Source organism: Segetibacter aerophilus (genome assembly GCF_007991655.1).
Classification (GTDB): domain Bacteria; phylum Bacteroidota; class Bacteroidia; order Chitinophagales; family Chitinophagaceae; genus Segetibacter; species Segetibacter aerophilus.
In genome coordinates this window covers 80,214-105,101 of sequence record NZ_BJYT01000015.1, presented here as the reverse complement: position 1 = coordinate 105,101, position 24,888 = coordinate 80,214, and the positions used below count along the sequence as shown (strand labels likewise).

At 40.2% G+C, this 24,888-nt stretch carries 23 protein-coding genes; 11 read left to right on the top strand and 12 right to left on the bottom strand.

Going from position 1 to position 24,888, the window contains the following annotated elements; genetic code table 11:
- Positions 1 to 185, top strand: a 185-nt coding sequence (locus tag SAE01_RS24835) for a hypothetical protein (protein ID WP_218029187.1), incomplete at its 5' end; no start/stop codon positions are given.
- On the opposite strand, the gene SAE01_RS17960 is transcribed toward SAE01_RS24835, so the two are convergent.
- Positions 182 to 1,591, bottom strand: coding sequence for a S41 family peptidase (locus SAE01_RS17960; protein WP_147205179.1), 1,410 nt, complete (start codon positions 1,589 to 1,591; stop codon positions 182 to 184). The two genes, SAE01_RS24835 and SAE01_RS17960, sit on opposite strands and share 4 nt — an antisense overlap.
- Positions 1,592 to 1,909: 318 nt before the next feature.
- Between SAE01_RS17960 and SAE01_RS17955 the strand changes: the two genes are divergently transcribed.
- The 3 genes from SAE01_RS17955 (at position 1,910) to SAE01_RS17945 (ending at position 5,403) form a co-directional block, all read left to right on the top strand.
- Entirely contained in the window at positions 1,910 to 2,482 is a 573-nt protein-coding gene (locus SAE01_RS17955) for a peptidoglycan recognition protein family protein (RefSeq protein WP_147205178.1), read from the top strand.
- A 320-nt stretch (positions 2,483 to 2,802) separates the two neighbouring features.
- A complete protein-coding gene (locus SAE01_RS17950; protein WP_147205177.1) occupies positions 2,803 to 3,465 on the top strand; it encodes a hypothetical protein in 663 nt (220 codons plus the stop codon).
- A gap of 36 nt (positions 3,466 to 3,501) precedes the next feature.
- Positions 3,502 to 5,403 carry a S9 family peptidase gene (locus tag SAE01_RS17945; protein WP_147205176.1) on the top strand — a complete coding sequence of 634 codons (1,902 nt, stop codon included), beginning with the start codon at positions 3,502 to 3,504 and terminating at the stop codon, positions 5,401 to 5,403.
- A 168-nt stretch (positions 5,404 to 5,571) separates the two neighbouring features.
- Here the strand turns inward: SAE01_RS17945 and SAE01_RS17940 are convergent, their stop codons facing one another.
- On the bottom strand, positions 5,572 to 6,180 hold the full coding sequence (locus SAE01_RS17940) for a GNAT family N-acetyltransferase (RefSeq protein ID WP_147205175.1): 609 nt from the start codon (positions 6,178 to 6,180) through the stop codon (positions 5,572 to 5,574).
- Between the two features lie 179 nt (positions 6,181 to 6,359).
- Entirely contained in the window at positions 6,360 to 8,588 is a 2,229-nt protein-coding gene (locus SAE01_RS17935) for a bifunctional alpha,alpha-trehalose-phosphate synthase (UDP-forming)/trehalose-phosphatase (protein WP_147205174.1), read from the bottom strand.
- 444 nt (positions 8,589 to 9,032) lie between these two features.
- Between SAE01_RS17935 and SAE01_RS17930 the strand changes: the two genes are divergently transcribed.
- Complete coding sequence (locus SAE01_RS17930) at positions 9,033 to 10,616, top strand: S41 family peptidase (RefSeq protein ID WP_147205173.1); 1,584 nt, start codon at positions 9,033 to 9,035, stop codon at positions 10,614 to 10,616.
- 82 nt (positions 10,617 to 10,698) lie between these two features.
- Here SAE01_RS17930 and SAE01_RS17925 read toward each other — a convergent pair whose 3' ends face one another.
- The 3 genes from SAE01_RS17925 to SAE01_RS17915 form a co-directional block, all read right to left on the bottom strand.
- On the bottom strand, positions 10,699 to 11,049 hold the full coding sequence (locus SAE01_RS17925; protein WP_147205172.1) for a nuclear transport factor 2 family protein: 351 nt from the start codon (positions 11,047 to 11,049) through the stop codon (positions 10,699 to 10,701).
- A 151-nt stretch (positions 11,050 to 11,200) separates the two neighbouring features.
- Positions 11,201 to 12,187, bottom strand: coding sequence for a DUF6624 domain-containing protein (locus SAE01_RS17920; protein WP_147205171.1), 987 nt, complete (start codon positions 12,185 to 12,187; stop codon positions 11,201 to 11,203).
- A 70-nt stretch (positions 12,188 to 12,257) separates the two neighbouring features.
- Positions 12,258 to 13,430 (bottom strand): dipeptidase, encoded by a 1,173-nt coding sequence (locus SAE01_RS17915; protein WP_147205170.1) that lies wholly within the window; start codon positions 13,428 to 13,430, stop codon positions 12,258 to 12,260.
- A gap of 172 nt (positions 13,431 to 13,602) precedes the next feature.
- Between SAE01_RS17915 and SAE01_RS17910 the strand changes: the two genes are divergently transcribed.
- From SAE01_RS17910 to SAE01_RS17900, 3 genes are all read left to right on the top strand, one after another.
- Positions 13,603 to 14,247 (top strand): Spy/CpxP family protein refolding chaperone, encoded by a 645-nt coding sequence (locus SAE01_RS17910; protein WP_147205169.1) that lies wholly within the window; start codon positions 13,603 to 13,605, stop codon positions 14,245 to 14,247.
- Positions 14,248 to 14,373: 126 nt separating this feature from the next.
- Entirely contained in the window at positions 14,374 to 15,474 is a 1,101-nt protein-coding gene (locus SAE01_RS17905) for a pseudouridine synthase (RefSeq protein ID WP_147205168.1), read from the top strand.
- Positions 15,475 to 15,577: 103 nt separating this feature from the next.
- Entirely contained in the window at positions 15,578 to 16,300 is a 723-nt protein-coding gene (locus tag SAE01_RS17900; protein ID WP_147205167.1) for an RluA family pseudouridine synthase, read from the top strand.
- An 88-nt stretch (positions 16,301 to 16,388) separates the two neighbouring features.
- Here SAE01_RS17900 and SAE01_RS17895 read toward each other — a convergent pair whose 3' ends face one another.
- The 3 genes from SAE01_RS17895 to SAE01_RS17885 form a co-directional block, all read right to left on the bottom strand.
- Entirely contained in the window at positions 16,389 to 17,024 is a 636-nt protein-coding gene (locus tag SAE01_RS17895; protein ID WP_147205166.1) for a peroxiredoxin, read from the bottom strand.
- A 206-nt stretch (positions 17,025 to 17,230) separates the two neighbouring features.
- Positions 17,231 to 18,379, bottom strand: a complete 1,149-nt coding sequence (gene dinB, locus SAE01_RS17890) for a DNA polymerase IV (protein ID WP_147205165.1) — start codon at positions 18,377 to 18,379, stop codon at positions 17,231 to 17,233.
- 82 nt (positions 18,380 to 18,461) lie between these two features.
- Positions 18,462 to 19,496 carry an acyltransferase family protein gene (locus SAE01_RS17885; RefSeq protein WP_170234198.1) on the bottom strand — a complete coding sequence of 345 codons (1,035 nt, stop codon included), beginning with the start codon at positions 19,494 to 19,496 and terminating at the stop codon, positions 18,462 to 18,464.
- A gap of 101 nt (positions 19,497 to 19,597) precedes the next feature.
- On the opposite strand from SAE01_RS17885, the gene SAE01_RS17880 reads away from it, so the two are divergent.
- Entirely contained in the window at positions 19,598 to 20,191 is a 594-nt protein-coding gene (locus SAE01_RS17880) for a Crp/Fnr family transcriptional regulator (protein WP_147205163.1), read from the top strand.
- A 131-nt stretch (positions 20,192 to 20,322) separates the two neighbouring features.
- The gene (locus SAE01_RS17875; protein ID WP_147205162.1) at positions 20,323 to 20,943 is read left to right on the top strand and encodes a DinB family protein; all 621 of its coding nucleotides are present in this window, start codon (positions 20,323 to 20,325) and stop codon (positions 20,941 to 20,943) included.
- On the opposite strand, the gene rimM is transcribed toward SAE01_RS17875, so the two are convergent.
- Both rimM and rpsP read right to left on the bottom strand, forming a co-directional pair.
- Positions 20,940 to 21,461: a ribosome maturation factor RimM gene (gene rimM, locus SAE01_RS17870; RefSeq protein WP_147205161.1), complete on the bottom strand. Its 522-nt coding sequence runs from the start codon at positions 21,459 to 21,461 to the stop codon at positions 20,940 to 20,942. The two genes, SAE01_RS17875 and rimM, sit on opposite strands and share 4 nt — an antisense overlap.
- A 219-nt stretch (positions 21,462 to 21,680) precedes the next feature.
- A complete protein-coding gene (gene rpsP / locus SAE01_RS25150; protein ID WP_307725119.1) occupies positions 21,681 to 22,124 on the bottom strand; it encodes a 30S ribosomal protein S16 in 444 nt (147 codons plus the stop codon).
- Positions 22,125 to 22,362: 238 nt separating this feature from the next.
- Here rpsP and SAE01_RS17860 point away from each other — a divergent pair, with 238 nt between their 5' ends.
- Positions 22,363 to 23,286, top strand: coding sequence for a lytic transglycosylase domain-containing protein (locus SAE01_RS17860; RefSeq protein WP_147205159.1), 924 nt, complete (start codon positions 22,363 to 22,365; stop codon positions 23,284 to 23,286).
- Between the two features lie 129 nt (positions 23,287 to 23,415).
- Here SAE01_RS17860 and ffh read toward each other — a convergent pair whose 3' ends face one another.
- The gene (gene ffh, locus SAE01_RS17855) at positions 23,416 to 24,738 is read right to left on the bottom strand and encodes a signal recognition particle protein (protein ID WP_147205158.1); all 1,323 of its coding nucleotides are present in this window, start codon (positions 24,736 to 24,738) and stop codon (positions 23,416 to 23,418) included.
- Positions 24,739 to 24,888: the final 150 nt, after the last annotated feature.

Below are 24,888 nucleotides of genomic sequence, written 5' to 3'. Positions count from 1 at the left end.
AGTCACGTTGTAAGAACGAAGCCCAGCGGCTTGAGCTTTTAATTTGGGATTACGCAACACGCATATCAAATCAACGTGTCCTTGCTCGTTTTCTTTACAACCTCATGGGAAGATCAAATAAACGAAAGAGGCCGTCATACAAAGACGGCCTCTTTCATTTATCTAATAGAAATCTATTCAATTAACGCATACCTCTCGTGTCAATCGTTCCTTTAAATTCCCTTTGAGAAAGTCTGCCATTAACGACTTCTACGGCTGGATCTGCAACTACACCCTCAGTCTCAGCACTACGAAACGTACCGGAAGAAAAGCCATTTAATATAGAAGCCAGCGCAGTCTCACTTTTATCACCCCAATCCTTATCAATTCCATCAGCAGCACGATTGGTTATTGTGAGTCCGCCGAAATAACTGCCTTCTCCATTTTTATTTACAGTACGAAAAGAGACAGGAAATATATACCACTCTCCAACGGGGATAGGGAAGAAACCAACAGGCTTACCGGTGGTATTAGATGGACCAACCAAACGAACATCCATATGAGCTTTCAAGTTATTGATAAGAAGTTCACTGGCAGAAGCGGTATTACTACTTGCAATAAAAAATATGCGGTTGAGATTTAAAGACCCCAACTTTTTGAACCTTGTTGTGTTATTATACCTTGTGTTTTTATCGTTGAATTTCTCAGTCATCATCACTTGCCCGTTATAAGCATTGTTGATTAAATAGTTGGCAAGTCTTTCCTGCACTGTCACATACCCGCCTCCATTGTAGCGAAGGTCAACCACCACCTCGTTTACGCCCTCATTACTGAAGCGACTGAAGACACGGTTAAAGTCGTTGTAAATTTTAGTGGTGTCGCCGAGGAAAGAGTTGAAAACAAGGTACCCAACTTTCTTACTGCCGGCCGTATATACAGAGTCAAGCACTACCGGGTGTTCGTTGTAAGCATTTGCACTTAATGAAACATTTACACTTGTACCATCGGGCTTTTGAAAGGTGAAAGTGCTATTGGTACTTTCATACACCCCATTTATAATTTGAGTGCCATTACCCGTAGTTATATTGGTGCTGCCGTTGATCTTCGTTATCCTCCAGCCGCGATGTACTCCTGCCCTACCCGCTGCCGATTCGGGTTCTACATGTGTTACCCGCAGGTCGCCTTCCGTTCTAAAAAACACCCTCATTCCCAGGTCTATTGTACTTTCAGCAGTTTGCTGTACATGACCCGTACTCGAATTGTCCCACTCCGTTTTTTTGATGGCGAAGCTCCACCTGTCAACAGCTGTAGTAAAGGGCGCTTCAATACTAAACGCTCTTATTGCGGTCATCGTCTCAACCGGAGTAGCAAATGACTGCGCATCGAAAGAGGAAGGAATTTGATTGTACCATAAATAAATCTCACGGCTAAACTGCAGCACAGAGTCTTTCATTTTATATTCGGCTGACGGACCAGTATTACTATTTGTAGCGGGAGTTTCGGTAGTAGCAGGTTGTTCAACAATATCTTTTTGACAAGATGAAAGAATACTTAAACCTGTAGCAAACGTTGCCACCAGAAGTATGTTTTTTGAAAGAAGGTTATGCAGCATAAATTATAAATGTGTTGCATATTACTTCAATAACCCCGAGGAAGGTTTTAAGAAAAAGTGATTTAACAATAAGATTAGAGTAGATTTTTAGGCACCCGGCAATAGCACTACTTCAAGCTTCAGTGGCGTCGCACTCTTGTACTTTCTTTCCGTTATTCTTCAACAGAAGATTTATAAACCGTGGCAGAAATAGTTCCCTGCTTGCATTTGTACGAAAAAAGATAAATCTTGTAGCTAAATAGGTGGTTTACAAGGATTAACACCTGTGCCATCCAAAATTTTCTTAAACTAATTATTTCACCAATCAAACTTACTGTTATGCCTTGGAAAGGAATTGTTGGGAAAAGCTTTTCCCTCTCAGAATTCGATAGTTATTGCCACACCATTCAATGGACGGCTTGGAGACCATCTTTTATTGTTTTGCACAACACCGCTATCCCCAACCTTGCTCAAAGAGCTAATGGTCTTACCCTCGATCACATAAAAGGGCTTGAAAAGTTCTATCGGGATGAACAAAAGTGGTTTGGCGGGCCGCATCTTTTCATTGATGACAAACAAATTTGGGCATTTACTCCTTTGAACGTTTCTGGCACCCATTCTCCTTCCTGGAATAAAGTGGCGATTGGCATTGAAATGCTGGGAGACTTCGAAAAAGAAGAGTTCAATTCAGGAAGGGGATTAAACGTGCGTAGGAATGCCGTAGCAGCAATAGCTACCCTGTCAGCAATTCTTGGACTTGCACCCGAAACAATGAAAATCCATAGAGAAGATCCACTTACAACTCACGCATGCCCCGGCAAGAATGTGCGTAAACTTGAAATAATCCAGGAAGTAACAGACCTTATGATTTCAAGACATGCCGGAGAGCATCCTATAAAACCGGTTCCTTAAATCCTCCGACTACCTGCATTTTAACAAGTGCAAAAGCTGTAGCGGCTTCCATTAAGTCTTTTCAACATACTTCTCTTTCCGCAGTTTCTGTTCTGGGGAAAGAGTTTTTTATTACTTATTGTTTCCGTTTGAAATTTTCTCGTGTTTTTCAATTTTATACTTCAAATCTTTTTACAATAGATTTTGTTCAACCGCATAATCTTGCAGCGAATTATTTTGCTTTAACTGCAGTGCTTATCTTCTAAATCGTAATTGTCCTCAAAAAGGAACAACTTGCACCTGGCTTTCGGTTTTCCCTACATTTTTAATTACCAGTACTTATGACAACGAAAATTCTTACTGCCTCGATACTCGTGTTAATGCTTTTTGCTTGCAATCAAAATGAAACTAATAAGTCAACCAAAGATTCGGCGGTTAGTAGTTCTCAAAAAGGTTCGGTAGCTAATGAACCAGACACTACGGTCGTTGCACAACCAACAGCGGACTCATCGCTATTGCTTCTGTCTGATTCCATTCTACGATTGTTTAAAAATCAAGACTTCGCGCACCTTGGTTCATACATCCATCCTCAATCGGGCATTCGTCTTTCACCTTACGGAGTGACAGATACATTAAAAGATCAGAGACTTACTGCAAAACAATTATCCACCTTAACTAGCAGCAAGAAAACAGTTAACTGGGGAATTTCAGAAGGTAGCGGCGAGCCAATTAGCTTGAATGTAAGGGAGTACTTTAAAAGGTTCGTGTATGATGTAGACTTTATAAACGCCGAAAGGAAATCAATTAATAACATTATCGGTCCAGATTCATCGTCAAGCAACATAACCTCAGTTTATCCTGGTCACAAATTTGTCCAGTTTTATTTTTCAGGCTTTAATAAGCAGTATGAAGGAATGGATTGGAAGTCATTAGTGCTTGTTTTTAAAAAAGAAAATGGGAGGCGTTACCTCGTCGCTGTTCTTCATGACCAATGGAAAGGTTGATATGATTTTCTTACCTTCCTTTTCTAAATATTAGCAATGAAAAGATTTGGTTTATTAGCAGCATTTGCGGGCGTCTTTCTTTCCTCTGTAGCTCAACAACGAATGACGCCGGAACTGCTTTGGAAGTTAGGAAGGGTTTCAGGAGTTGGCATCACGAAGGATAACACCGGGGTAGTTTTCACCGTAAGTACGCCTAATGTCGATTTAAACAAAAGCAGTAAGAAAACTTATCTCATTCCAATTATTGGCGGGTCTGCAAAAGAAATAGCTGACAGCAACGATTATGTAAAAAACGACCACATTTCTCCAAACGGAAAATACTTCATACTTGCAGATGACGTAAAAGTCAAAAACGTATTTGGGAAAGATTTCTATCCTGAGCTCTCAAAATCGAGTGCACAGATTTATGACCAGCTAAATTATCGCCACTGGGACGAATGGGAGGACGGCGCCTTCAGCCACATATTCGTACAACCTATTGGCAAGCCCGCCGAGCGTAAGGATATTATGGCAGGACAGCCTTACGACTCTCCTCAGAAACCGTATGGCGGCGATGAAGATTTCACCTGGTCTCCTGATGGAAATATTGTGTACGTAATTAAACCCAAGGAAGGAACAGCGTATGCGCTGAGCACTAACACCGACATTTTCTCTTATAATTTAACCACCGGAACAACCCTCAATCTAACGCAGGGAATGATGGGCTACGACCAGGCGCCGGCCTATTCTGCCCAGGGACAGTTGGCCTGGCTCAGCATGAAGCGTGAAGGATATGAGGCCGACAAGCAAGACATTATTGTAAACACGGGCACGGGCAAAGTAAACCTTACTCAGCATTGGGATGGTAGTGTCGATGGCTTTAAATGGAGTAGTGATGGACGTAATATCTATTTCAATGCGGCGGTTGATGGTACCCTGCAATTGTTCGTTGTTGACTATCCCGGCATGACAATGAAAGTGCCGGAAGTCAAACAAATAACTCATGGAGATTTTGATGTGAGCGCGCTGGTTGGACAAGTTGGCAACACCATGGTAGTTGCAAGAACAGACATGAACCATGCTGCTGAATTGTATACGGTCGATCTTACAACAGGTGCCTTAAAACAATTAACTCATGTAAACGACGAGGTGTATAGCAAATTAACTACAGGCAAATTTGAACGCAGATATGTTACCACTACTGACAACAAAAAGATGCTGGTTTGGATGATGTTTCCTCCGGACTTTGATCCTGCCAAAAAATACCCTGCGCTGTTGTATTGCCAGGGCGGCCCTCAGTCTCCGTTGACCCAGTTCTATTCCTTTCGTTGGAACCTTCAATTGATGGCGGCGAACGGGTACATTATAGTAGCACCAAATCGTCGGGGTATGTACGGGCACGGACAGGAATGGAACGAAGCTATCAGTAAAGATTGGGGCGGCCAGGTTATGAAAGATTACTTGTCGGCCATTGATTATGCAAGTAAAGAAGGTTATGTTGACAAGAGTCGGCTCGGTTGTGTGGGTGCAAGCTATGGCGGCTATTCTGTCTTTTATCTTGCCGGAATACACAATAATCGCTTTAAAACATTCATATCTCACGACGGCGTTTTTGACCTCAAAAGCATGAGTGGCACTACCGAAGAGTTGTGGTTTAGCAATTGGGAAAACGGGGGTTACTATTGGGATAAGGCCAACAAAGTCGCCCAAAAGACTTTCACCCAATTCAACCCTATCGACAACGTAGCGAAGTGGAACACCCCGATTTTCATCATACAGGGCGGCAAAGATTTTCGTGTACCCATCGAGCAGGGATTACAAGCGTTCCAGGCAGCACAATTAAGAGGAATTAAAAGCAAATTACTTTACCTGCCAGATGAAAACCACTGGGTGCTGAAACCCCAAAATGCGCTGGTTTGGCAGCGTGAGTTTTATAAGTGGCTCAAAGAAACTCTATAACAAAAAGACCGGAACATGATAATTGTTCCGGTCTTTTTATTAGCTGATATATTTATTTGGAAGCAAGCGGTTTATCAACATTATTCTTTAGTTGCGTCGCACTCTTGTACTGCAGTTTTTCATGGTTGCAGTTACACGATCGTTTTGCAATACAATAAACCTTCAAAATCAAGAGGAACTACTATCGAAGTTTTCAGGCAGTTTTCTTAAAAAATACAAATCAAAACCAAACATCTCTTTCTCCGAGGTATGATAGTTTTCAAAGCCATGATTCAGGTAAAAGTTCAAGGTTCTCTCTTCGGAAGTTTCAAGATAGATAGGCATATTTTCCTTATTGCTTTTGTCAATAATCTCCTTCAGCATCTTCGAACCTATCCCTTTGCCTTGCTGATTTTTGTCCACTGCTATAAACCAGATATAAATAAATTCATGGTCTTGTGGATGGAACGAGTTGATATAGTCTTCGCGGCGTAATGCTTTCGCTATACCGTCCACACCTGTCACTTGTAGAACAAAACGGGCCGTCAAGTACGCTTCTTCTAAAAAAGGTAACTTATCATCGGACATGCTGCTAATGATAACTCCATTTTCATCCTCGTTCAAATAAATTTGTTCCAGGTCTACGCAGGCGTCAAAGGAGTAATCGATTAAGTGTCTTATTCTTTGCTTTCTATCAGCGTCCTGTTTTACAATCCAGTTAACACTCTTGTTTGTGTCAATACATTCAGCTAACAGTTGTATTACTCTTTCCTTATGTATCTTACTGGCCTTGATCATAACAAGCAATTATACTATTTTATTGCAGCTAACCTTTATTTTGTTAATCAATGAATATTGGAAATACAGCTTCAATAAAAAGCACTATTGCAAAATTAATAATTCATCCTGCTTTTGCCCCAGCTCGTAGAACTTACAAGCTGCGCAATTGCTTGCCAACTTTAATCTGTCGTCGAAATCTATACCAACTGTTTTTCTCCCACCAACTTCAACTCCGTTATCTGTTTTAAAAGAGGAAGCACTTCCTCCTGCGTCTGCAAATTGTAGTTAGCAGCAGTAGATCCGTTTCCTACTTTTATTGTGTAGGCTTTGCCTTCAAGGGCTTTAAACATGTCTTCATCTGTTGTATCATCTCCTATGCAAAGAATAAATTCAGGGGTTAGTTTATTTAACACTTTGAGGGCAGTCACACCTTTATCCATTCCGGTTAATCTTACCTCCAAGACCTTGTTTCCATCCACTACTTGCACAGGGGTGTTAGTCGTTAGTTGCAACAGGTTGTTCAGGAGTTCCCGTGAGCGAATAAACCCTAGTTCGGGATGCGTGTTTCGGTAGTGCCACGACAGCGTATTTTGCTTTTCCTCCAAAAAAGAGCCGGCGCATCTCCAAACGTAACTTTCGAGCATTGGCCTTATTTCATTTTTCCAATCGGTTGAAGCTGCGCTTTGCAATTTCCACTCCCCTCCTTTGTAACGTATTACTGAACCGTGCTCTGCAATGAAGTGAAGAGGTAAATGTCCAAGCCAGTTTTGCAACGTGTCAGCATCTCTCCCACTGATGATTACAACCTCATTTTTTTCATCTGCTGCAAGTTGTTCTAAAAAAGTAAGTACCTCTTTTGTTGGCGCCGCAGCAGATGGAATTTTTCGCAATGGAACCATAGTGCCATCATAATCTAAAAGAAGACATCTCTTATTAGCATTGCTATAGTGCTGTGCAAGTTCTTCAACCTCACCCCTATCTAGTTGTTTTACTTTTAAGTGCTCCTGCTCTTTTTTAATTCTAGACAACTGCTCTAAAAAATCATTCACCCATTGAACCACATTATAATCAGACAGCCGCTTTTGCATAGCCTGCATCCGCTGCTTTTGCTCTTCCAGCGGCATGGTGAGTGCAGTGTTGATCGCGTCCGCCATTTCCTCGGCATCGGTAGGATTAACATGACAAGCTTCGTTCAGTTCGCTTGCTGCGCCGGTAAGTTCACTCAACACCAATACACCTCCGTTGTTACTGCCAGCTACGTATTCTTTGGCCACTAAATTCATCCCATCCCTGAGGGGAGTAATTAAAGCAACGTCCGCTGCCAGGTACAATCCGCACAACTCGTCGAATGGTAAATGATTGTACCGGTAGATGATTGGCTGCCATTGAATACTCGAATACTTTCCATTTATTGTACTCACCATCTCCTCGATGATGCGCTTCCTGTCCACATAGGCAGGAATGCTATCTCTTGAGGGAATGATGTTTAAAATGAAAACAATCTTTTCGCGCCACTCGGGATACTTTGCCAAAAAGTTTTCAAAGCCCTGCAGACGATAGGTCAGTCCCTTAGTATAGTCAAGTCTGTCGACTGAAAATATTATTTTTTTCCCTCCAAAGCTTTGCAGCAACTCGTCTTTGTAAGCAACTACCTCTTCCTTTTCTGAAGCCTGCTTAAACTTATCGAAATCAATACCAATTGGAAAGAGATCAGCTCTTATCAGGCGATTATGATAGGTTAAAGTGTTGTATTGATTTTCGAGGCTTAAGATCATTTTAGCAGAATTAATAAAATACTGCGCATAATCGTATGTGTGAAAGCCTACGAGATCTGCACCTAACAGACCCTCCATAATTTTTGTCTTCCATTCGCGGGGAATAAGGCGGAAGATCTCGTAAGTAGGAAATGGAATATGCAGAAAAAATCCGATGGTAGCTTCCGGGTTTGCTTGTCTAAGCATCTGCGGCAAGATCATTAACTGGTAGTCGTGAACCCAGATAACATCGTCCGGCTTCATAATTTCTATAATCCTGTCGGCAAACAACTGGTTGACCTTATAGTAGGCTTCAAATTCCTGCTTTTTATATTCTGTCATCGAAGGAAAGTAGTGAAACAGTGGCCAGATGGTAGAATTTGAAAACCCGTTATAATAATCTGAATAAACCTCTTTTTCTATAAAAATTGGCTCAATAGAAAAATCTGCCCCTTGCAAACTTTCCTTATTCTCCTTCCAATCGTCTTCCGAGAAGTCGCAGCTTCCTACCCATATCTTCTCATCGAAATCGTTTTGTTTGTTTCCGGTTTGTTCAAAATAACCTTTTAAAGCTGACACCAACCCTCCAGAACTTTGCCTTATCTGTACCTTATCTCCACTGGTATCTAAAGAAAATGGTAACCTATTTGAAATAATTACTAATCTGCTCATACAACTCCGTATTGAATATTTTACGAGAAAAGGGTTCAAAAATTAAGCCACCGGAATACAGAATTAGGGCAAGAAAACGTTTGTGCCAATTGAAATACAGCGAAGAAAACATACAAAAAAAGTTTCTCTGGTTGTAGCTCAAGAGCCGGTGTTAGGTGCAAACTTTTGCGCCGAGAACTATCGCCTATTACCAGATCGCTGTACAAGTGTGCGACGCAACGATAATTCTTTAGTGACTAATGCCGGCTACAGAAAATACTTTGCTGGTACCAATCAAGGGACGTGGTAAAACGAAGGCTTTGGAAAATGCGTAAGTAATTAAAAGCACGGCTAAAACCATTAACGCGAAGGTTTGGCGTTTTTTGAAGGGTTTTTGGCGAAAGAACTTTATTTTTTATTAGACATAATTAGTGAAATTCGCACACTATTTAAGTGAATGACAGTATGGTAAATAAAAGATTGCACGTTTGGCTTCCGTTATTATTTTCGATAATTATGGTGATTGGGATGGTGGTTGGGTACAAACTGCACGAAAATTCAGGCGTAAAGAATTTCTTCACTATCAGCAATAAAAGTCCAATGCAGGAAGTACTGGACCTGATTAGGTTAAGGTACGTTGACAAAGTGCCCGTTGACTCTATTGGTGATCGGGCGATTAACAATCTTCTTCATCAACTTGACCCTCATTCTGTATTTATTCCAGCAAGCGACATCGAATACGTAAACGATGATTTAAGAGGCAACTTCAGCGGTATCGGCATAGAATTTCAACTTTTTTCAGATACGGTAAATGTTATAAACGTGCTTCCGGGAGGACCTTCTGCAAAAGCCGGATTGATGGTCGGTGACAAGTTTATAAAAGTTAACGACAGCATTAATATTGCGGGCAAACACTTGCAGGCGGATGACATAAGGAAATTATTACGTGGTGAAAGCGGAAGCCCGGTGAAATTGACAGTGCTACGAAATCGCCAGCTTGTACCGGTTACAGTTAACCGTGGTACCATTGCTGTTCCCTCGGTAGATGCGGCATACATGATTACTCCTAACACAGGTTTTATACACATCAACAAATTTGCTGAAACTACTTACCCCGAGTTTATGCAGGCGCTTGAAAAGTTAAAGGCGCAACAAATGCAAAAGCTAATACTTGATCTTCGTGGAAACGGTGGCGGCCTGCTTAGCCAGGCAGTAAACATAGCAGACGAATTTTTAGACGAAGACAAATTGATCGTTTATACCCAGGGAAGTCATGTTCCTAAAAACGAATACAGGTGCAAGAGACCGGGTTTGTTTGAAAAAGGTGAATTGGTATTATTGGTGGATGAAGGTTCTGCAAGCGCTAGCGAAGTATTAGCCGGGGCATTGCAGGATTGGGACAGGGCAACCATAGTTGGCCGACGAAGTTTCGGAAAGGGGCTGGTGCAAGAGCAATTTGAGCTGAGCGACGGATCCGCCCTTCGTCTAACTGTAGCTCGTTATTATTCGCCTCTCGGAAGAAATATTCAAAAGTCTTACAAGGAAGGGTATGATAAATATGAAGAAGAGGTTACCCAGCGTTTTCACAATGGGGAGGTTCTAAAAGGCGATACGACAAAACGATTAGGTCCGGCATTTAAAACTCCAAAAGGGAGAATCGTATATGGTGGCGGAGCCATTACCCCAGACATTTATGTGCCTTTTGACACAGCAAGCATGGGTAAAGAAATAATGAAGCTGTACCTGAAAGGAACGCTAAGCAACTTTATTTATACTTATTTTATAGAGCATAAAAAGGAGTTCGAACAATATAAAAAGACCTCGGACCTTGCAGGTTTCAAGGCAGGCGAAGTTGAGTGGAACGCGCTGAAGACTTTTGCTATGAAAGACTCGGTTGATCTTACTAAGGTCGCCCCTAAAGACAAAGCCTATATTATTAAAAGAATTCCTGCCCTTATTGCCCGCCAGATGTGGAGGTATGAAGGATATTACGAGGTAATGAACCAATCAGACGATTTTGTGCAGAAGGCACTAAGTGTGCTGAAATAAAAGTGTTTTCCCTCTCCTTTTTTCACACCTAGGCGTTGCCTGGGAAGATTTACCCGAGAAGCATGAGATTTATTTCGACAGGTTAGGCCTCTTTAGTTTCAATACAATACGATGTTATACTTGCGATCTTACTATTGTCGAAACGGTATACGTCACAATAGGCGATTTCGCTGGGCTTTCCGTCTGGACCAACAAAACGGCAATTTCCTTCAATTGCAATTTGGTTGTTTTCAAAAATTGTATTGGAATTAATCAAAGTATCAGAACCAATTTCTGCACTCATTTTATCGCAATAAGCTATCACATCCTCTTTTCCTCGCACAGTTGTATTTCCTATTATTTTCCACTCGATATTTTCTGCAAAGTAGTCGTAGCAGAATGAGAAGTTTCCTTTGGAAAATCGTTCGCCAATTTCTTTGTTTGATGGTTGCATGTCTTAAAGATTTTAGACATTAAAAATAGATCGACTTTTTATTTTCGATGGTGGCTGAAAGAGACAATTAAGAGGCTGATTCTACCTTTTCTGTAATTAGTATTTCATCACCTGCCCAGTAGCACGAAGGCAATAAAGCCAATGAAGATTTTTAATTTGTTTTCCCAACACGCTTAGCTTCAATTGATGGAAGGTCTTTTTTGTATTGTTCAACGTCCCATTTTATTTGCCATTGTCTTACATAATCAGCCAATGGTTGAAGCCCAACTTCAGCTCGTCTTTTATCAACATTGTCAGGGTCTTCGAGTGGTAAGACGTAATAAGTTTTAGTTGCAGCATCACCTCCAATCTGGCTACCATATAGCTGTCTTCTTCCCTGGCTTAATGCAACCCTGTCCTCAAGTAGTGCAAGACTGCTTCCACGTGCTTTGCCTTTTTTTACGGCATCTCGCATCATCGGCAGATACTTTTCCTGCGTTGCCCTATCTGAATGCTGAATAACAAGAAACAGCGTTGTATTTCCTTGCTCCCCTACAACATCTGCTCCCAGCCAACCGTGCTTGTCAAGAATGTTTTTTACTTTAATCAAGTTGATAGAATCCTTCTCATTAATAATTTTCCAATGCGCTGTCATTTCCTTTGACTCCCAACCATATTTTTTTTCAATTGAATCTATCTGCTGCCTGTACTTCTGGTCCTCAATATAAATACTGTCGAGCTGCGCAACCAGTGGCTTGTTTAAATTGGCTTCTGCCTTGTCTTTGTTTTGTTTTATGCGTGCGATCAGTTGTGCCCAGCGCTTATCCTTATGCAAAGAATTAAGGTCAGGATCAGAAGTGATATGGGCGTAATTCGTATAATTCTGTTTCTCAACAATATTATTAAGCTGATAAAAAGCGCTGTCAGCAACTCCCGCCAAAGCCCAGGAGCAGGCAGCGTTGTACCTGTCCTTTTGGGAACCCTTCCAACCAATTGCTCTAAAGGCTTGCGAGAATGTAGTAGCAGCGTTTTTATAGTCCTTCAAGTAGTACAGAGAATCGGCTTTTTTAGCAAACTTTCCGTATTCATCAAAATTATTCTGCGCAAAAATTACAGGTGTTGAAATAAAAAGCACCAGAAATATTATGGATTGTTTCATAATTGGCTGTTTGAGAATGTGTGGATTTTGAAGACTGCTTTTAAGATGGAGAAATTTTTTTGTTAATCCGCTACATCATATTGGCCTTAAATACCCTCATAAAATTTCCACCTAAAATCTTCTTGATGTCTTTTTTACTATAGCCTCTCGCAAGCAACTCCTTTGTGATCAGGGGATAGCTCGTGACGTCATCCAACTGTTGGGGAGCAGAATTAATGCCATCAAAGTCAGAACCGAGGCTAACATGATCTGGTCCTACCAATTTGACAATGTAATTAAGATGATCTAAGAGTAGCGACAATGGAGGACGCATTTGCTGCACCTCATTTGCATATTTTTCAGACAAAACATTATCGGCAAAGAATGGCTCCGGGTTTAACCTCAACAGCGAATCCCTTTCGGCTTTATGTTTTGTGCTAAAAGCTATAAAACTTTTCATGTAGTTACTGTCAAGAAAACCGGAAAAGAAATTTAGATGTATAACGCCTCCATTTTTAGCCACAGCTTTTATCTGGTCATCTTTTACATTCCTAAAAACGGGGGCTAAACTATACACACTGCTGTGAGACAAGATTACGGGCTTCGTGGTAGTATTAATTGCATCCCAAAAAGTACGTTCCCCGACATGTGAAAGGTCTACTATCATTCCAAGTTTGTTCATATGCTGTACCACTTCTTTCCCGAATGCACTTAAACCTTTTGGTTGGTGTAACGATGTATCGTTCGTTTCTTCCATCGCGGAAGTAGCCCAGGGAGTAGAGTTGTTCCAGGTAAGTGTCATATAACGAACGCCACGGCCAAACAAAGTATCTAGCTTGCTAAGGCTATTTTCTATCATGTGCCCGCCCTCAACTCCAATCAAAGCAGCAAGTTTGTTTTGTGATACTGCAGCGCTCAGTTCGTTAGGATTTCTTACCAGCATTATCTTGCTTGGGTTCCTGGCAATCCATGCATCAAGTGTATCTATCTGTTGATTAGCATACGCAAAAGGATTTTTCTTAAGACCATCACACCAAACGGAAAAAATTTGAACGTCAACTCCGCCTTGTCTCAGGCGCTGCAAATCACTGTGCGTTTTGCCCTTTAAATCGTTGTCAAAGCTTACATGCTTTTCAAATGCTGCAGTGAGGATGTCGTTGTGAGTATCTACAACGATCGCTTCACTATGTACTTTTTTATATTCCTGGGCTGAAGATGGAAGTGTCAAATAAGTTAGGGCGACGATGATAAAAAAGTACTTCATAAATGTCTCTTTGTTTCGGGGAAATGTTTCTCAAGAATTGCCGCAAAAAGCATCACAAGTGTTTGGAAGATACCAAATTTTCTTTTGTTTATAATTAACACTGATCCCTCTATGTGTGTTTAAACTTAGAATACTAGTCTATGTCTACTTATTGCAATAAACAAAAAAACACATGAAAAAGATCATACTAGGCTTGATCGCGGTTGCGTTAACCTTCTCAGCAATGGCGCAAAAAAATGGCAATTCAAACAAGAATGAAAACCAGCGCAAAGAGTTCAAAAACAAGCATTTCAAACACGGTGAAAATTTGGACAAGCTGAATTTGACGGATGCCCAAAAGGCACAGATGAAGACCATCAATGAGAATTTCAGGCAACAAATGCAGGATTTGAAAAAACAAGGAAACATTGCAGTAGATCAACAAAAGCAGCGGCGCGAGGCAATTGCAAAAGACCATAGAGAAAAAATAGCAGCTATATTAACTCCGGAACAAAAAGAGCAGTTTTCTAAATATGCCAAAGATTTTAAGGAAGGCAGAAAAGAAGGTGGACGAGAAAATAAGTTTAACGACATAACAAAAGATCTAAATCTTACTCCTGACCAATCTGCAAAAATAAGCTCTATCAATTCAAGCTTTAAAACCAGCCTTGAAAACATAAAGCAAAACGCTTCAGTAAGCGAGGATGAAAAGAAAGAGCAAATGAAAAAATTAATGAAACAACATAGATCTGACATGGAAGCATTGCTTACCAATGATCAAAAAGAACAGCTTAAGAGCCGCCAGAAAAACCGCCCTAATCGTTCTGCTGTTAAATAATTAAGAAAAAGTTGCAGTTCGATCGCCCACACTTAAGCAGGCCAATTGGTCTGCTTTTTTAATTCTACCTTTACCAGGTATCAATATTTACTGTTGTAAAACAGCAAGCGTTTAAAATAAGCACACATGCCCGCACGCTCAGACAACTTCCAAAAGTTTGTAAAACAAAAGAAAGGAAGCGCGATTAAAGAAGAAATTAAGCAGCAAAAAAGAAAAGAGAAAAAAGAAAAAGCTGCAGCAATAGAAGCACACTTTGAAAGAAAAAGAGCAGAAAGACAGCAAAGACAACAAACTCCTCCTCCTCCTTCTGCTCCGTCTAAAACAGGACGACCTAATAAATACCCCAAGAAAGAAGTTGAAGGTACCGTTACAAAACCAGTAGCTGATGCTCCGGAAACCGCAACACCTTCAGCAGCAAAAGTTTTAACCGGCAAAAAAGCACCAGCGAAAACAGTTGCCACGAAAGGGCAATTTGAGAGAGGTGCAACAGACGTAATGCCTTTGAATAAATACATTGCCCACGGCGGCATGTGCTCAAGGCGCGATGCGGCTATTTGGGTTAAAGAAGGCAAGGTTACCGTAAATGGTGAGCCCGCAACCGATCCGGGAATGAAGGTTGCGCCGACAGATATTATAAAGGTTGGAAATAAGAAAGTCACGCCAAGTAAGAACTTTGTTTACATATTACTAAACAAGCCCAAAGATTACATTACAACTTCCGAAGACCCTCAAGGACGCAAGACGGTGCTCGACCTTGTTCGCACTGCAACTGACGAACGCGTATATCCTGTTGGCCGGTTAGACCGCAATACTTCCGGGGTTTTGTTACTTACAAACGACGGAGATCTCGCCCAGAAGTTGTCGCATCCCAAGCATGAAATCAAAAAGGTGTACGAAGTAAGGCTCGACCGGGCTTTAACTAAAAATGACATGGATAAGATCGCTTCAGGCATCACACTCGAGGACGGCTTTGTCGCTCCCGATGTCATCGCGTACGCCGATCCAAAAGATAAAAGCATCATTGGTGTTGAGATCCATAGTGGTCGTAACCGTATCGTTCGCCGTATTTTCGAACACCTGAAGTATGATGTAAAAGCCCTGGACCGCGTAATGTTTGCAGGCCTCACTAAGAAGGATGTACAACGGGGGCGATGGCGTTTGCTAAAAGAAAAAGAAATCCGCCTCCTTAAGTTTATGAATCAGTCTTTCGTAAAAATTAAGGAATAACAGAACAATTATTATCCTTTTTTCACGAGCGTCAGGTTTCCAATTCATCGTCGTTGCGTCGCACACTTGTACAGCAACATTCTAATACAACTTTTTACTTTTCATGAAATTCGACATCATTTTTCAAAACGAACAATTTATTGCTATAAACAAACCTGCCGGTCTTTTATCCATTCCTGACCGGTTTGGAAAAGACCCTTCGGCTAAAAGTATTTTGCAGGAACAGTTTGGTAAGATCTACACCATTCATCGGCTTGACAAAGACACAAGCGGCCTAATCATTTTTGCTAAAGATGAAGCAACTCATAAAGACCTGTCGCAGAAATTCGAAGGGCGTGAAGTTGAAAAATTTTATGTGGGCTTGGTTAATGGAACGCTGATGAATAGGGAGGGAACCATTGATGTTCCTATAATGGAACACCCTGGTAAAACCACTTTAATGATGGCTAATAAAAAAGGCCGCCCTTCTGTTACCGATTACAAAGTGCTTGAAGAGTTCGGGCTGTACTCATGGGTTCAGTTCCAAATCCATACTGGCCGCACGCATCAAATCAGGGTACATTCAAAGTATGTAGGCAATCCTGTTGTTTGCGACGAGCTTTACGGAGATGGACAGCCTATTTTGCTTTCATCAATTAAACGAAAGTTCAAACTAAGCAAAGACGAATGGGAAGAAAGGCCATTGTTGAACAGGCTTGGTTTGCACTCCTTACAACTAAAATTTACAGATGCCGAAGGCACAAAACACGAGCTGGAAGCACCTTTATCAAAAGATTTGAAAGCCCTGCTCCAGCAGTTGAGGAAAAATGTAAGAACTACGATTTAAAAGATTTGACGGTTCAGAACGAAATAAAAAAGGATTATGATGAATATTGTTTCTCATCATAATCCTTTTAAACTTATAAATCCCGGTTCTACTTATTTGGTTGAGGAGTATATCTCAGGTACGGTTTTACAACATTCACTCCCTTAGGAAATTTCTTTATGGCGTCTTCAGTACTAATTGCAGGCACCACAATTACATCCTGGCCTTCTTCCCAGTTAGCAGGAGTTGCAACGCTGTAGTTAGCCGTCAATTGGAGGCTATCGATAACACGGATAACTTCAAAAAAGTTACGACCTGTACTCGCAGGATAAGTTATTGACAGCTTCAGTTTTTTGTCTGGTCCTATTATAAAAAGCGAACGCACCGTTGCAGTTGCAGAAGCATTCGGATGGATCATATCATATAAAGTGGCCACTTTTCTGTCTTCGTCGGCAATGATGGGGAATTGAACATCGCAATTCTGGGTTTCATTAATGTCGTTTACCCACCCGTGGTGTTTATCAACAGGGTCAACACTTACCGCAAGCACCTTTACATTTCTTTTTGCAAATTCGTCTTGCAGAAGGGCGGTTCTGCCTAATTCAGTTGTACAAACCGGGGTATAGTCAGCAGGGTGAGAAAATAAAACACCCCAGCTATCACCCAGGTATTCATAAAAGTCTAACTGACCAATAGTTGTAGTAGCTTGAAAATTTGGAACTTCATCTCCTAAGTGTAAACTCATAGTAAAAAGATTTTTTGTTTAAGGTGAACGAAGGTAAGGAATATCCCACTAAATTAATAGAGTAAGGATTTTCGAACCAGATTTTTTACTGGAAGTTCGATGGATAAAAGCAGGAATTTTTGCAAGGAAATACTTGTTATACATGAAAGAGGATCGCCGTACCGCCTCGAAATTGGCATATGAAATAATTAGTACGACGGAAATATTTAAACCGTTCTGGCCTTCTTCAAAGCCGTTTTTCCAAACTTATTTTTTACATCGTCAATGGCTTTATACAAATCATTCTTCTTTCCGATATCATCAAACAAGTTTGCCTGCACGGCAAAGTTGGTAAGTTCCGTTAGTCGTACGCCAAGGAGTCTCACCGGTGCACCAGCTTTGTATAATTTTGTAAAAAGATCTTTCGCAATGTGGATCAACTCGTCGTCTCTGTTTGTGTAGTCAATTGCTACCTGCCTGTTGAAAGTACTGAAATCGCTATAACGTATTTTAACAGCGATACAGCCTGCTAATTTTTCATCTTGCCGAAGTTCGTAGGCTACCCGTTCGGTCATTCTCACCAGCTCTTTTAGCAAAAAAGAAATATCAGCACTATTTTCATGAAAAGTATTTTCAGTAGAAATCGATTTTGCTTCATGATAAGCTGATACTTGTCCTGTGTGAATGCCCTGGGATTTATTCCACAACTCGAGGCCGTATCCACCTAATTTACGTTCCAACTCTTTCACATCGTAATTGCTAATGTCTTGGATTGTCTGGATACCCATTGCCAGCAAGGTTTGGTACATGTGTGCTCCGACGCCCGGTATTTTATTCACCTTTAACTGACCTAAAAATTGTTTTTCAAAGCCTGGAGCCACTTGTATATAACCATTAGGTTTGGCCTCATCCGTAGCAATTTTTGCCACCAGCTTATTGCTGGCTAAAGCAAAAGAAATGGGCAAACCTGTTTTATCAATAATTTCCTGACGCAAATCAATTGTCCATTTGAATGGATCAAAGTATTTATCCATCCCTGTAAGGTCAATGTAAAATTCGTCGATTGAAGCCTTCTCAAATAAAGGCGCTTTTGCAGCAATAATTTCTGTTACAATTCTTGAGTACTTACTGTAGTCTCCCCTGCTGCCACCAACGACAGTTGCGTGTGGACAAAGCTTTAGGGCCTTCTTCATTGGCATTGCGCTGTGTACTCCAAACTTTCGAGCCTCATAACTGCAGGCTGTTACAACACCACGTTCACTGTGACCGCCAACCAATACAGCTTTGCCTTTTAAGGAAGGATCTTTCAAAACCTCCACAGAAACAAAAAAGCTGTCGAGATCGAAGTGAGCAATATAGCGTTGCTGGTTTTGCATCTGAAATACTAAGGTAGAAAAGAGAAATGTAAATGCTGACTGTCGAGTCGATATATTCCTAACCGATTAGTAAGGTTTGAAACTACCGGACGATTAACTTCTTTTTCAAAAATGGCTTTTCAACAAATATCCATGAAAGAAAGCCCAGAACTGTAGCAAACAAAGCCGAGATGGCAACATGAAGCCAGGCATTCATAGAATAACCGAAATAAGAAACAACAATTTGCTGAATTGGAAAAGCGCAGAGGTAAACACCATACGAAACATCAAACCCTTTCAGATTAATCACGGCTTTAGAGGTACCGATAATAATAAAGCAATAAGCGAAAAAAATGGAAATGGTGATTGCTTCTAAAAAGGTATAGACAGTTATTAGAGCAATAGCCATCAGGATGTTTGCATAAAACCATTTGAATCGGATGTTATCTTTAAAAATAAAGAAAAGTGAACCGAGATAAAAGTAAGTACCAAAGGTAAAAATGGCATACAGATCGAGGGCTTTTACATGCATATTGTTTAATACGGTCATGTATATCCGCAAGGCTTCAAATAAAACAAAGCATGATAAGTATAGCCATTTTTTGATGACAATTAAATATGCACTAAAACACAAAACGAGGTAAAACTCTACCTCTATTAAAATTGTCCAAAGCGAGGCATTGACAGTATGATCTTTTAAATTGCCAAAAACCCCGGGAAGATAAAACTGGTTCGTAATGAGCGTAGAATTTTTAAGAAGATAAGTCCATGTTTCCTTTGCGGAAAAGTAATCACCGATTGAAAGACTAGTTAAAAGGCAGCCGCCGATAACGCAAACAAGGTTGGCAACAATAAGCGCAGGAATTATTCTTAAAAGGCGTTTCCAGAGGTATTGCTTGAGAGAGTCGGAAGCAAATAAACTTTGTGTCACAAGGAAACCGCTAATGGTAAAAAAGATAGACAAGCCTACGCCACTGAAAATAATATTTTTACCGTTATACCAGAGCGCCGGCTGCTTGTCCGGTATTTGAAGAACAGCAAAAGAGTGTGAAATAAGTACAAAGTAAGCCGCGAGCAATCTTAAGAGGCCGAAGTTATTTTTGTCATTTCCTATATTTTTAAAATCGGTTGTTCTCAAATTTTTCGTGTTAGCTGTGGGTTTTCTTCCTCCTAATTCAAAATAATGCAGTTAAAATTATCAGTTCTTTTAATAGCTTTAGTTGTAAAAAAATATCGGGCTTGCAAAACGTTGATCCTTTAGAACAACTTAAGTCTGTTGTATTTAATGTTCACAGTCTTACTATTGAAGAGTGGGAGAGCTTTGCATCTATTTGGCAACCTTTTGCCGCCAAGCGTAAAACAATACTAACGGCAGCAGGTGAGACTGAAAAGTATTTATACTTTGTTACAGAAGGTGTCCAGCGGGCATTTTACCTGAGAGAAAATTCAGATAAAGATGCAACACTTGTTTTTTCTTATACAGGCTCTTTCTCAGGCGTTCTTGATAGTTTTTTGCTTCAACAACCTTCGCGTTATTTTTTAGAAACCCTTACCGCCAGCTTATTTATTAGAACAACTTTTGTACAGATAAACGAGCTGATGAAGCAATACCACAACATTGAAACCTTTGTTAGAAAGTCACTCGCATTTACCATTGCCGGGGTATTGGAGAGGCAAATAGAATTGCAAAGTTTTACGGCAGAAGAAAAATTCCGGGTACTCCTTTCACGAAGCCCACATGTCCTTAGCATGATACCGCACAAATATCTTGCATCTTATTTGGGGTTGGACGCCACAACATTTAGTAAGCTGTTAGGCAGCGTGAGGATATAGAACCTGACTTACCGGATCGGAAGGGTTATGTCGAATGATTTTAAATAGATTAAGTTAAATGGTAGAAAATCTTGGTGCAGACAAAGATTTCTTGTTTTTCTTTTTGCAAGCTTTGTCTAAAATTTAAAACAATGCAACCATACAACACGACAAAATTGATTGATGAACTAGAGCAACAAACCGAAAGCTTTCTGCAAAAGGCTGTTTCAGACTGGCAGATGACTTCACCTGCAAGATTGTTAAAACAACCAGCAGAAAATAAATGGAGCCTTGCTCAATGCCTTGAACACTTGAATAGCTATGGTCATTATTATTTACCTGCAATCGAAAAGGCAATCAAAACAGCCAAACAAAATAATTGGCCTTCAAAAGAAATTTTTAAGCCGGGGCGATTTGGAGATTATTTTACAAAGTTGATGATGCCTGACATTCAGCAAAAGAAGATGAAAAAAATGTCAGCCCCTAAAAATCACACTCCTACAGCAGCTTTAGACAGCGGCAAGGTACTAAGCGAATTTATCAGCCAACAGGAGAAAATACTCGTCTTATTGCAAGAAGCCAGGAAGGTAGATATTGAAAAAGCCAAGGTACCTGTTTCAATTGCAAAGTTTATCAGATTGAAGTTGGGAGATACTTTTCGGTTCATCATCATGCACAACTACCGTCATGTATTACAGGCAGAAAGAGCATTGCAAAAGGCGTGCATAGAGGGGGCAGAAATAGGTGAAACGACAGCGCTTGCTTCATTTTAGGGGTTAGTATAAATATCAAGAAGCCCTTCAGGCAAGTCAACATATACGCGTTTACTTTTCTTATCAATTTTCTCAAGGCTTTCTTCGTGAATTGGAATAAGTGCCTCAATGCCTTGATATATTATTTTACATAAAACCTGCATCGGCTGCTCTATCACCTCAACGATCTCACCTATTTCCGCGCCTTCATTGACCATCATAAAGCCAAGGAGAGAAATAGGTGAAGACTTGGCGGCAAACTTATCGAAGTCTGCTTTAAGTAGCCAAACCTCTTTTTGGTTTAACCTTCGCGCACTTTCTTTTGTATTAAATCCTTCCAGCTTTATATAAACTTCTTCCTGATTTTTTGCAGTAGTGCCTTCAATAAAATAAGGCAGAAACGAATCTTTTCTTTCTTCTATAAAAATGGTCTGTAAACCTTTTAGATCAGTCTTTTTCCCAAGAGCATGTTGTAATACCACTTCGCCGGTCAAGCCGTGGCTTGCTACTATTTTTCCAATGCTGAAATAATCTTTCATAAAGAAGGGTTTAAGAAAAAAGGTTTTTCGTTTAGGGTTTAAGGATTAAGGTTGGATGTCTTCTTGAGAAAACTGTATTGCTACTTTAAAGTTGAACAAAGGTTTGCTGATGAACGAAATGCGACGCAACCATGATGCTGTAGGAACTAATGCCTGTATCATAAAAAAAGTCCCTAACAAGGTTAGGGACTCAAAGAATTGTATTACAACCTTTTCAAATTAAGCTGGTGTATTACCTTCAGCAGGCGCATCGCTACTTCTTTCAACTCGTCTTACTACCGGAGGATTTCTTCTGGCTCTCTGGTTTCTACGGTTTTCTTCAGTACGCTTTTTAACCTGGGCTTCGTGTTCAGAATGCCAAACCTGGAATTTTTCCATAGCTGTAGCATCATCAAACAAACCTAATCCAACACCACGCAAAAGGTGTTTCAGGTACAACACTCCCTTGAAAGAGAGAATTCTACGAACTGTGTCAGTTGGTTGAGCACCTTTGTGCAACCAATCTAATGCTTTCTGGCGGTCTAACTGCACGGTTGCTGGTACAGTTAAAGGGTTGTAAGTTCCAATTTTCTGGATAAATTTTCCATCTCTTGGTGCACGGGCGTCAGCTACTACTATAAAGTAGAAAGGACGTTTCTTACTTCCGTGTCTTTGCAGTCTCATTTTTACTGGCATCTTAAATAGAAATTTAAATGCGTTAAATAAAATTATTTACGGATGGCAAAGCTAACCCATAGTGCTTAAAGTACCAAAGGAAAATGTAAATGAAATATTGTAAAAAAGACAAGTTTTACCTGTTTTGAGAAATGAGGCAATATTTAGTCAAAACCGGAGAATAGCGTTTAGCACAGTTTTAGTAATAAAAAGGAAATAAAGGATAATACTTTTAATTATAATATTTATGACAGCTACAAATAAATCAATTATATACTTTTCGCTAGGCCTTATAACCGGCATTTTTGTTATTTCTCAATTGGCTTTTAGGGAAAATAATAAAAAAGAAAAAGATAAGAAGCAGCCTACCACTCAAAATGCACCTCAGATTTTTTTACCTCAATTGCCAGCAGAAATCTCTTTTGCAGGTGAAAAAGTACCATTAGATCGCTGGGAAGTGCGTGAGGCATTTGACAGAGAACTCCTGTATAATTACAATTCTCCAGGACATATCAGTTACTTATTGAAGTTGTCTAAACGGTTCTTTCCTGCAATCGAACAAAGACTTAAAGAAAACGGAGTTCCTGACGATTTTAAATATCTCTGTGTTGCAGAAGGAAATCTTCAAAATCTTTCTTCCAAAGTTGGCGCAACAGGGTTCTGGCAGTTTATGAGTTACACAGGCCCGGGCTACAATCTTGAAATAAATGATAATGTAGACGAACGGTTTGATGTGATGAAGTCAACCGACGCAGCATGCAAATACTTAAAGCAAGCCTATGCAAAATTTGGCAATTGGACGGTAGCAGCAGCATCGTACAATTGTGGAATGGGAAGAGTAAATGACTTATCAACTTTTCAACAAACAAAATATTACTACGACTTGCAGCTGCCTGAAGAAACAAATAAATACATTTTTAGAATTTTGACTTTTAAGTACCTGATGGGTAACTCGAAAGAAATGGGATACATGGTGGACGACGAGAATGGCTACAAACCGTTTGAGGCACGTTCGGTAACGGTTTCATCGTCTATTCCTAATCTTGCTCAATGGGCATTGCAAAACGGAACAAATTACAAGATGCTAAAAATCTTAAATCCGTGGATGCGTGACAGATCTTTAAAGGTTAATCCGGGTAAAAGCTATGAAGTTAGATTACCAAGGAAGTAAATAATCGTCGAAGGTCCTCGCATGCAAACCATAACCTTAAGCTTTTACATGCCAGAAATTAAAGAGCCAATCAGTTTATTACAGATTGGCTCTTTAATTTAAATATAATTAGATTCAGTAATTCTTTTTCTACCTCCTCATACCAGGCATTTTACCCATACCCATCGGCATCTTATTCATCATCTTCATCATGTCTCTCATTTGGTCAAATTGCTTCATAAAAGCGTTAACCTCGGTCATGTCTTTGCCCGAACCTTTTGCAATACGAAGTTTACGGCTCTGATTGATTTCATCGGGGTTACTTCTCTCAAATGGAGTCATGCTCTTAATAATTGCTTCAATTCCTTTAAAAGCGTCATCACTGATGTCTACGTCTTTGATCGCTTTTCCAACGCCCGGTATCATAGCCATCAAATCTTTCAAGTTACCCATTTTTTTGATTTGCTGTAGCTGATCCAGAAAATCCTGGAAGTCAAATTGATTTTTACGGATCTTTTTTTCCAGCCTTTTAGCTTCAACTTCATCATATTGGGCCTGCGCTTTCTCCACCAATGTTGTAATATCGCCCATGCCCAGGATACGCTGCGCCATACGCTCGGGATAGAAAACATCAAGCGTATCCAGCTTCTCACCGCTGCTTACAAACTTTATTGGTTTCTCTACTGTATACTTAATAGAAAGGGCGGCGCCACCTCTTGTGTCTCCATCTAATTTTGTAAGAACGACACCACTAAAATCGAGTCTTTCGTTGAATGCTTTGGCTGTATTTACTGCATCCTGGCCAGTCATACTATCAACAACGAATAAAATCTCGTGCGGATTTACAGCACTTTTAATATTTGCCACCTCTGTCATCATTACTTCATCCACAGCTAAACGACCTGCGGTATCAATAATAACAACATTCTTATTTTTAGCCCGCGCTTCTTTAATCGCGTTTTGGGCAATCTCTACTGCATTTTTGTTTTCTCTTTCACTGTACACCTCCACTCCTACTTGTCCTCCTAAAACCATCAGCTGATCGATGGCAGCAGGGCGGTAAATATCAGCAGCAACGAGTAGTGGACTTTTGCCTTTACTTTTCAGGTAATTAGCAAGCTTACCGCTAAATGTTGTTTTACCACTACCCTGTAAACCTGCAATTAAAATCACCGCAGGATTGCCTGTTATATTAAATGAACTTTCTGTACCACCCATTAAATTAGCCAGTTCGTCCTTTACAATCTTCGTCATCAGTTGACCAGGACTAACAGCGTTTATAACCTTTGTTCCCAGGGCAATATCCTTTACCTTATCTGTAAATTCTTTTGCTATTTTGTAGTTTACATCAGCGTCCACCAAGGCTCTGCGAATCTCTTTCACTGTTGCCGCAATATTTAACTCGGTAATCTTAGCTTCACCTTTTAGGTTTTTAAAGGCACCTTCCAACCGTTCACTTAAACTTTCAAACATATTATCAAAGATTTATTAAGATTATTCAAAAAGAAAAAAGTGAACGAAATGTTCACTTTAATGAATTGCAAATATACTTGCTGTAGTAATATGTATAATAACTGAATTAGTAAAGGGCTAGCCTATTAGCTCAACCGATACTTAGAATAA

What these genes read in the sequence shown, in the direction of transcription:
- SAE01_RS17960 (WP_147205179.1), bottom strand. Translation starts at nt 1,591, where the DNA reads ATGCTGCATAACCTTCTTTCAAAAAACATACTTCTGGTGGCAACGTTT.
- SAE01_RS17955 (WP_147205178.1), top strand. Translation starts at nt 1,910, where the DNA reads ATGCCTTGGAAAGGAATTGTTGGGAAAAGCTTTTCCCTCTCAGAATTC.
- SAE01_RS17950 (WP_147205177.1), top strand. Translation starts at nt 2,803, where the DNA reads ATGACAACGAAAATTCTTACTGCCTCGATACTCGTGTTAATGCTTTTT.
- SAE01_RS17945 (WP_147205176.1), top strand. Translation starts at nt 3,502, where the DNA reads ATGAAAAGATTTGGTTTATTAGCAGCATTTGCGGGCGTCTTTCTTTCC.
- SAE01_RS17940 (WP_147205175.1), bottom strand. Translation starts at nt 6,180, where the DNA reads ATGATCAAGGCCAGTAAGATACATAAGGAAAGAGTAATACAACTGTTA.
- SAE01_RS17935 (WP_147205174.1), bottom strand. Translation starts at nt 8,588, where the DNA reads ATGAGCAGATTAGTAATTATTTCAAATAGGTTACCATTTTCTTTAGAT.
- SAE01_RS17930 (WP_147205173.1), top strand. Translation starts at nt 9,033, where the DNA reads ATGGTAAATAAAAGATTGCACGTTTGGCTTCCGTTATTATTTTCGATA.
- SAE01_RS17925 (WP_147205172.1), bottom strand. Translation starts at nt 11,049, where the DNA reads ATGCAACCATCAAACAAAGAAATTGGCGAACGATTTTCCAAAGGAAAC.
- SAE01_RS17920 (WP_147205171.1), bottom strand. Translation starts at nt 12,187, where the DNA reads ATGAAACAATCCATAATATTTCTGGTGCTTTTTATTTCAACACCTGTA.
- SAE01_RS17915 (WP_147205170.1), bottom strand. Translation starts at nt 13,430, where the DNA reads ATGAAGTACTTTTTTATCATCGTCGCCCTAACTTATTTGACACTTCCA.
- SAE01_RS17910 (WP_147205169.1), top strand. Translation starts at nt 13,603, where the DNA reads ATGAAAAAGATCATACTAGGCTTGATCGCGGTTGCGTTAACCTTCTCA.
- SAE01_RS17905 (WP_147205168.1), top strand. Translation starts at nt 14,374, where the DNA reads ATGCCCGCACGCTCAGACAACTTCCAAAAGTTTGTAAAACAAAAGAAA.
- SAE01_RS17900 (WP_147205167.1), top strand. Translation starts at nt 15,578, where the DNA reads ATGAAATTCGACATCATTTTTCAAAACGAACAATTTATTGCTATAAAC.
- SAE01_RS17895 (WP_147205166.1), bottom strand. Translation starts at nt 17,024, where the DNA reads ATGAGTTTACACTTAGGAGATGAAGTTCCAAATTTTCAAGCTACTACA.
- dinB (WP_147205165.1), bottom strand. Translation starts at nt 18,379, where the DNA reads ATGCAAAACCAGCAACGCTATATTGCTCACTTCGATCTCGACAGCTTT.
- SAE01_RS17875 (WP_147205162.1), top strand. Translation starts at nt 20,323, where the DNA reads ATGCAACCATACAACACGACAAAATTGATTGATGAACTAGAGCAACAA.
- rimM (WP_147205161.1), bottom strand. Translation starts at nt 21,461, where the DNA reads ATGAAAGATTATTTCAGCATTGGAAAAATAGTAGCAAGCCACGGCTTG.
- rpsP (WP_307725119.1), bottom strand. Translation starts at nt 22,124, where the DNA reads ATGAGACTGCAAAGACACGGAAGTAAGAAACGTCCTTTCTACTTTATA.
- SAE01_RS17860 (WP_147205159.1), top strand. Translation starts at nt 22,363, where the DNA reads ATGACAGCTACAAATAAATCAATTATATACTTTTCGCTAGGCCTTATA.
- ffh (WP_147205158.1), bottom strand. Translation starts at nt 24,738, where the DNA reads ATGTTTGAAAGTTTAAGTGAACGGTTGGAAGGTGCCTTTAAAAACCTA.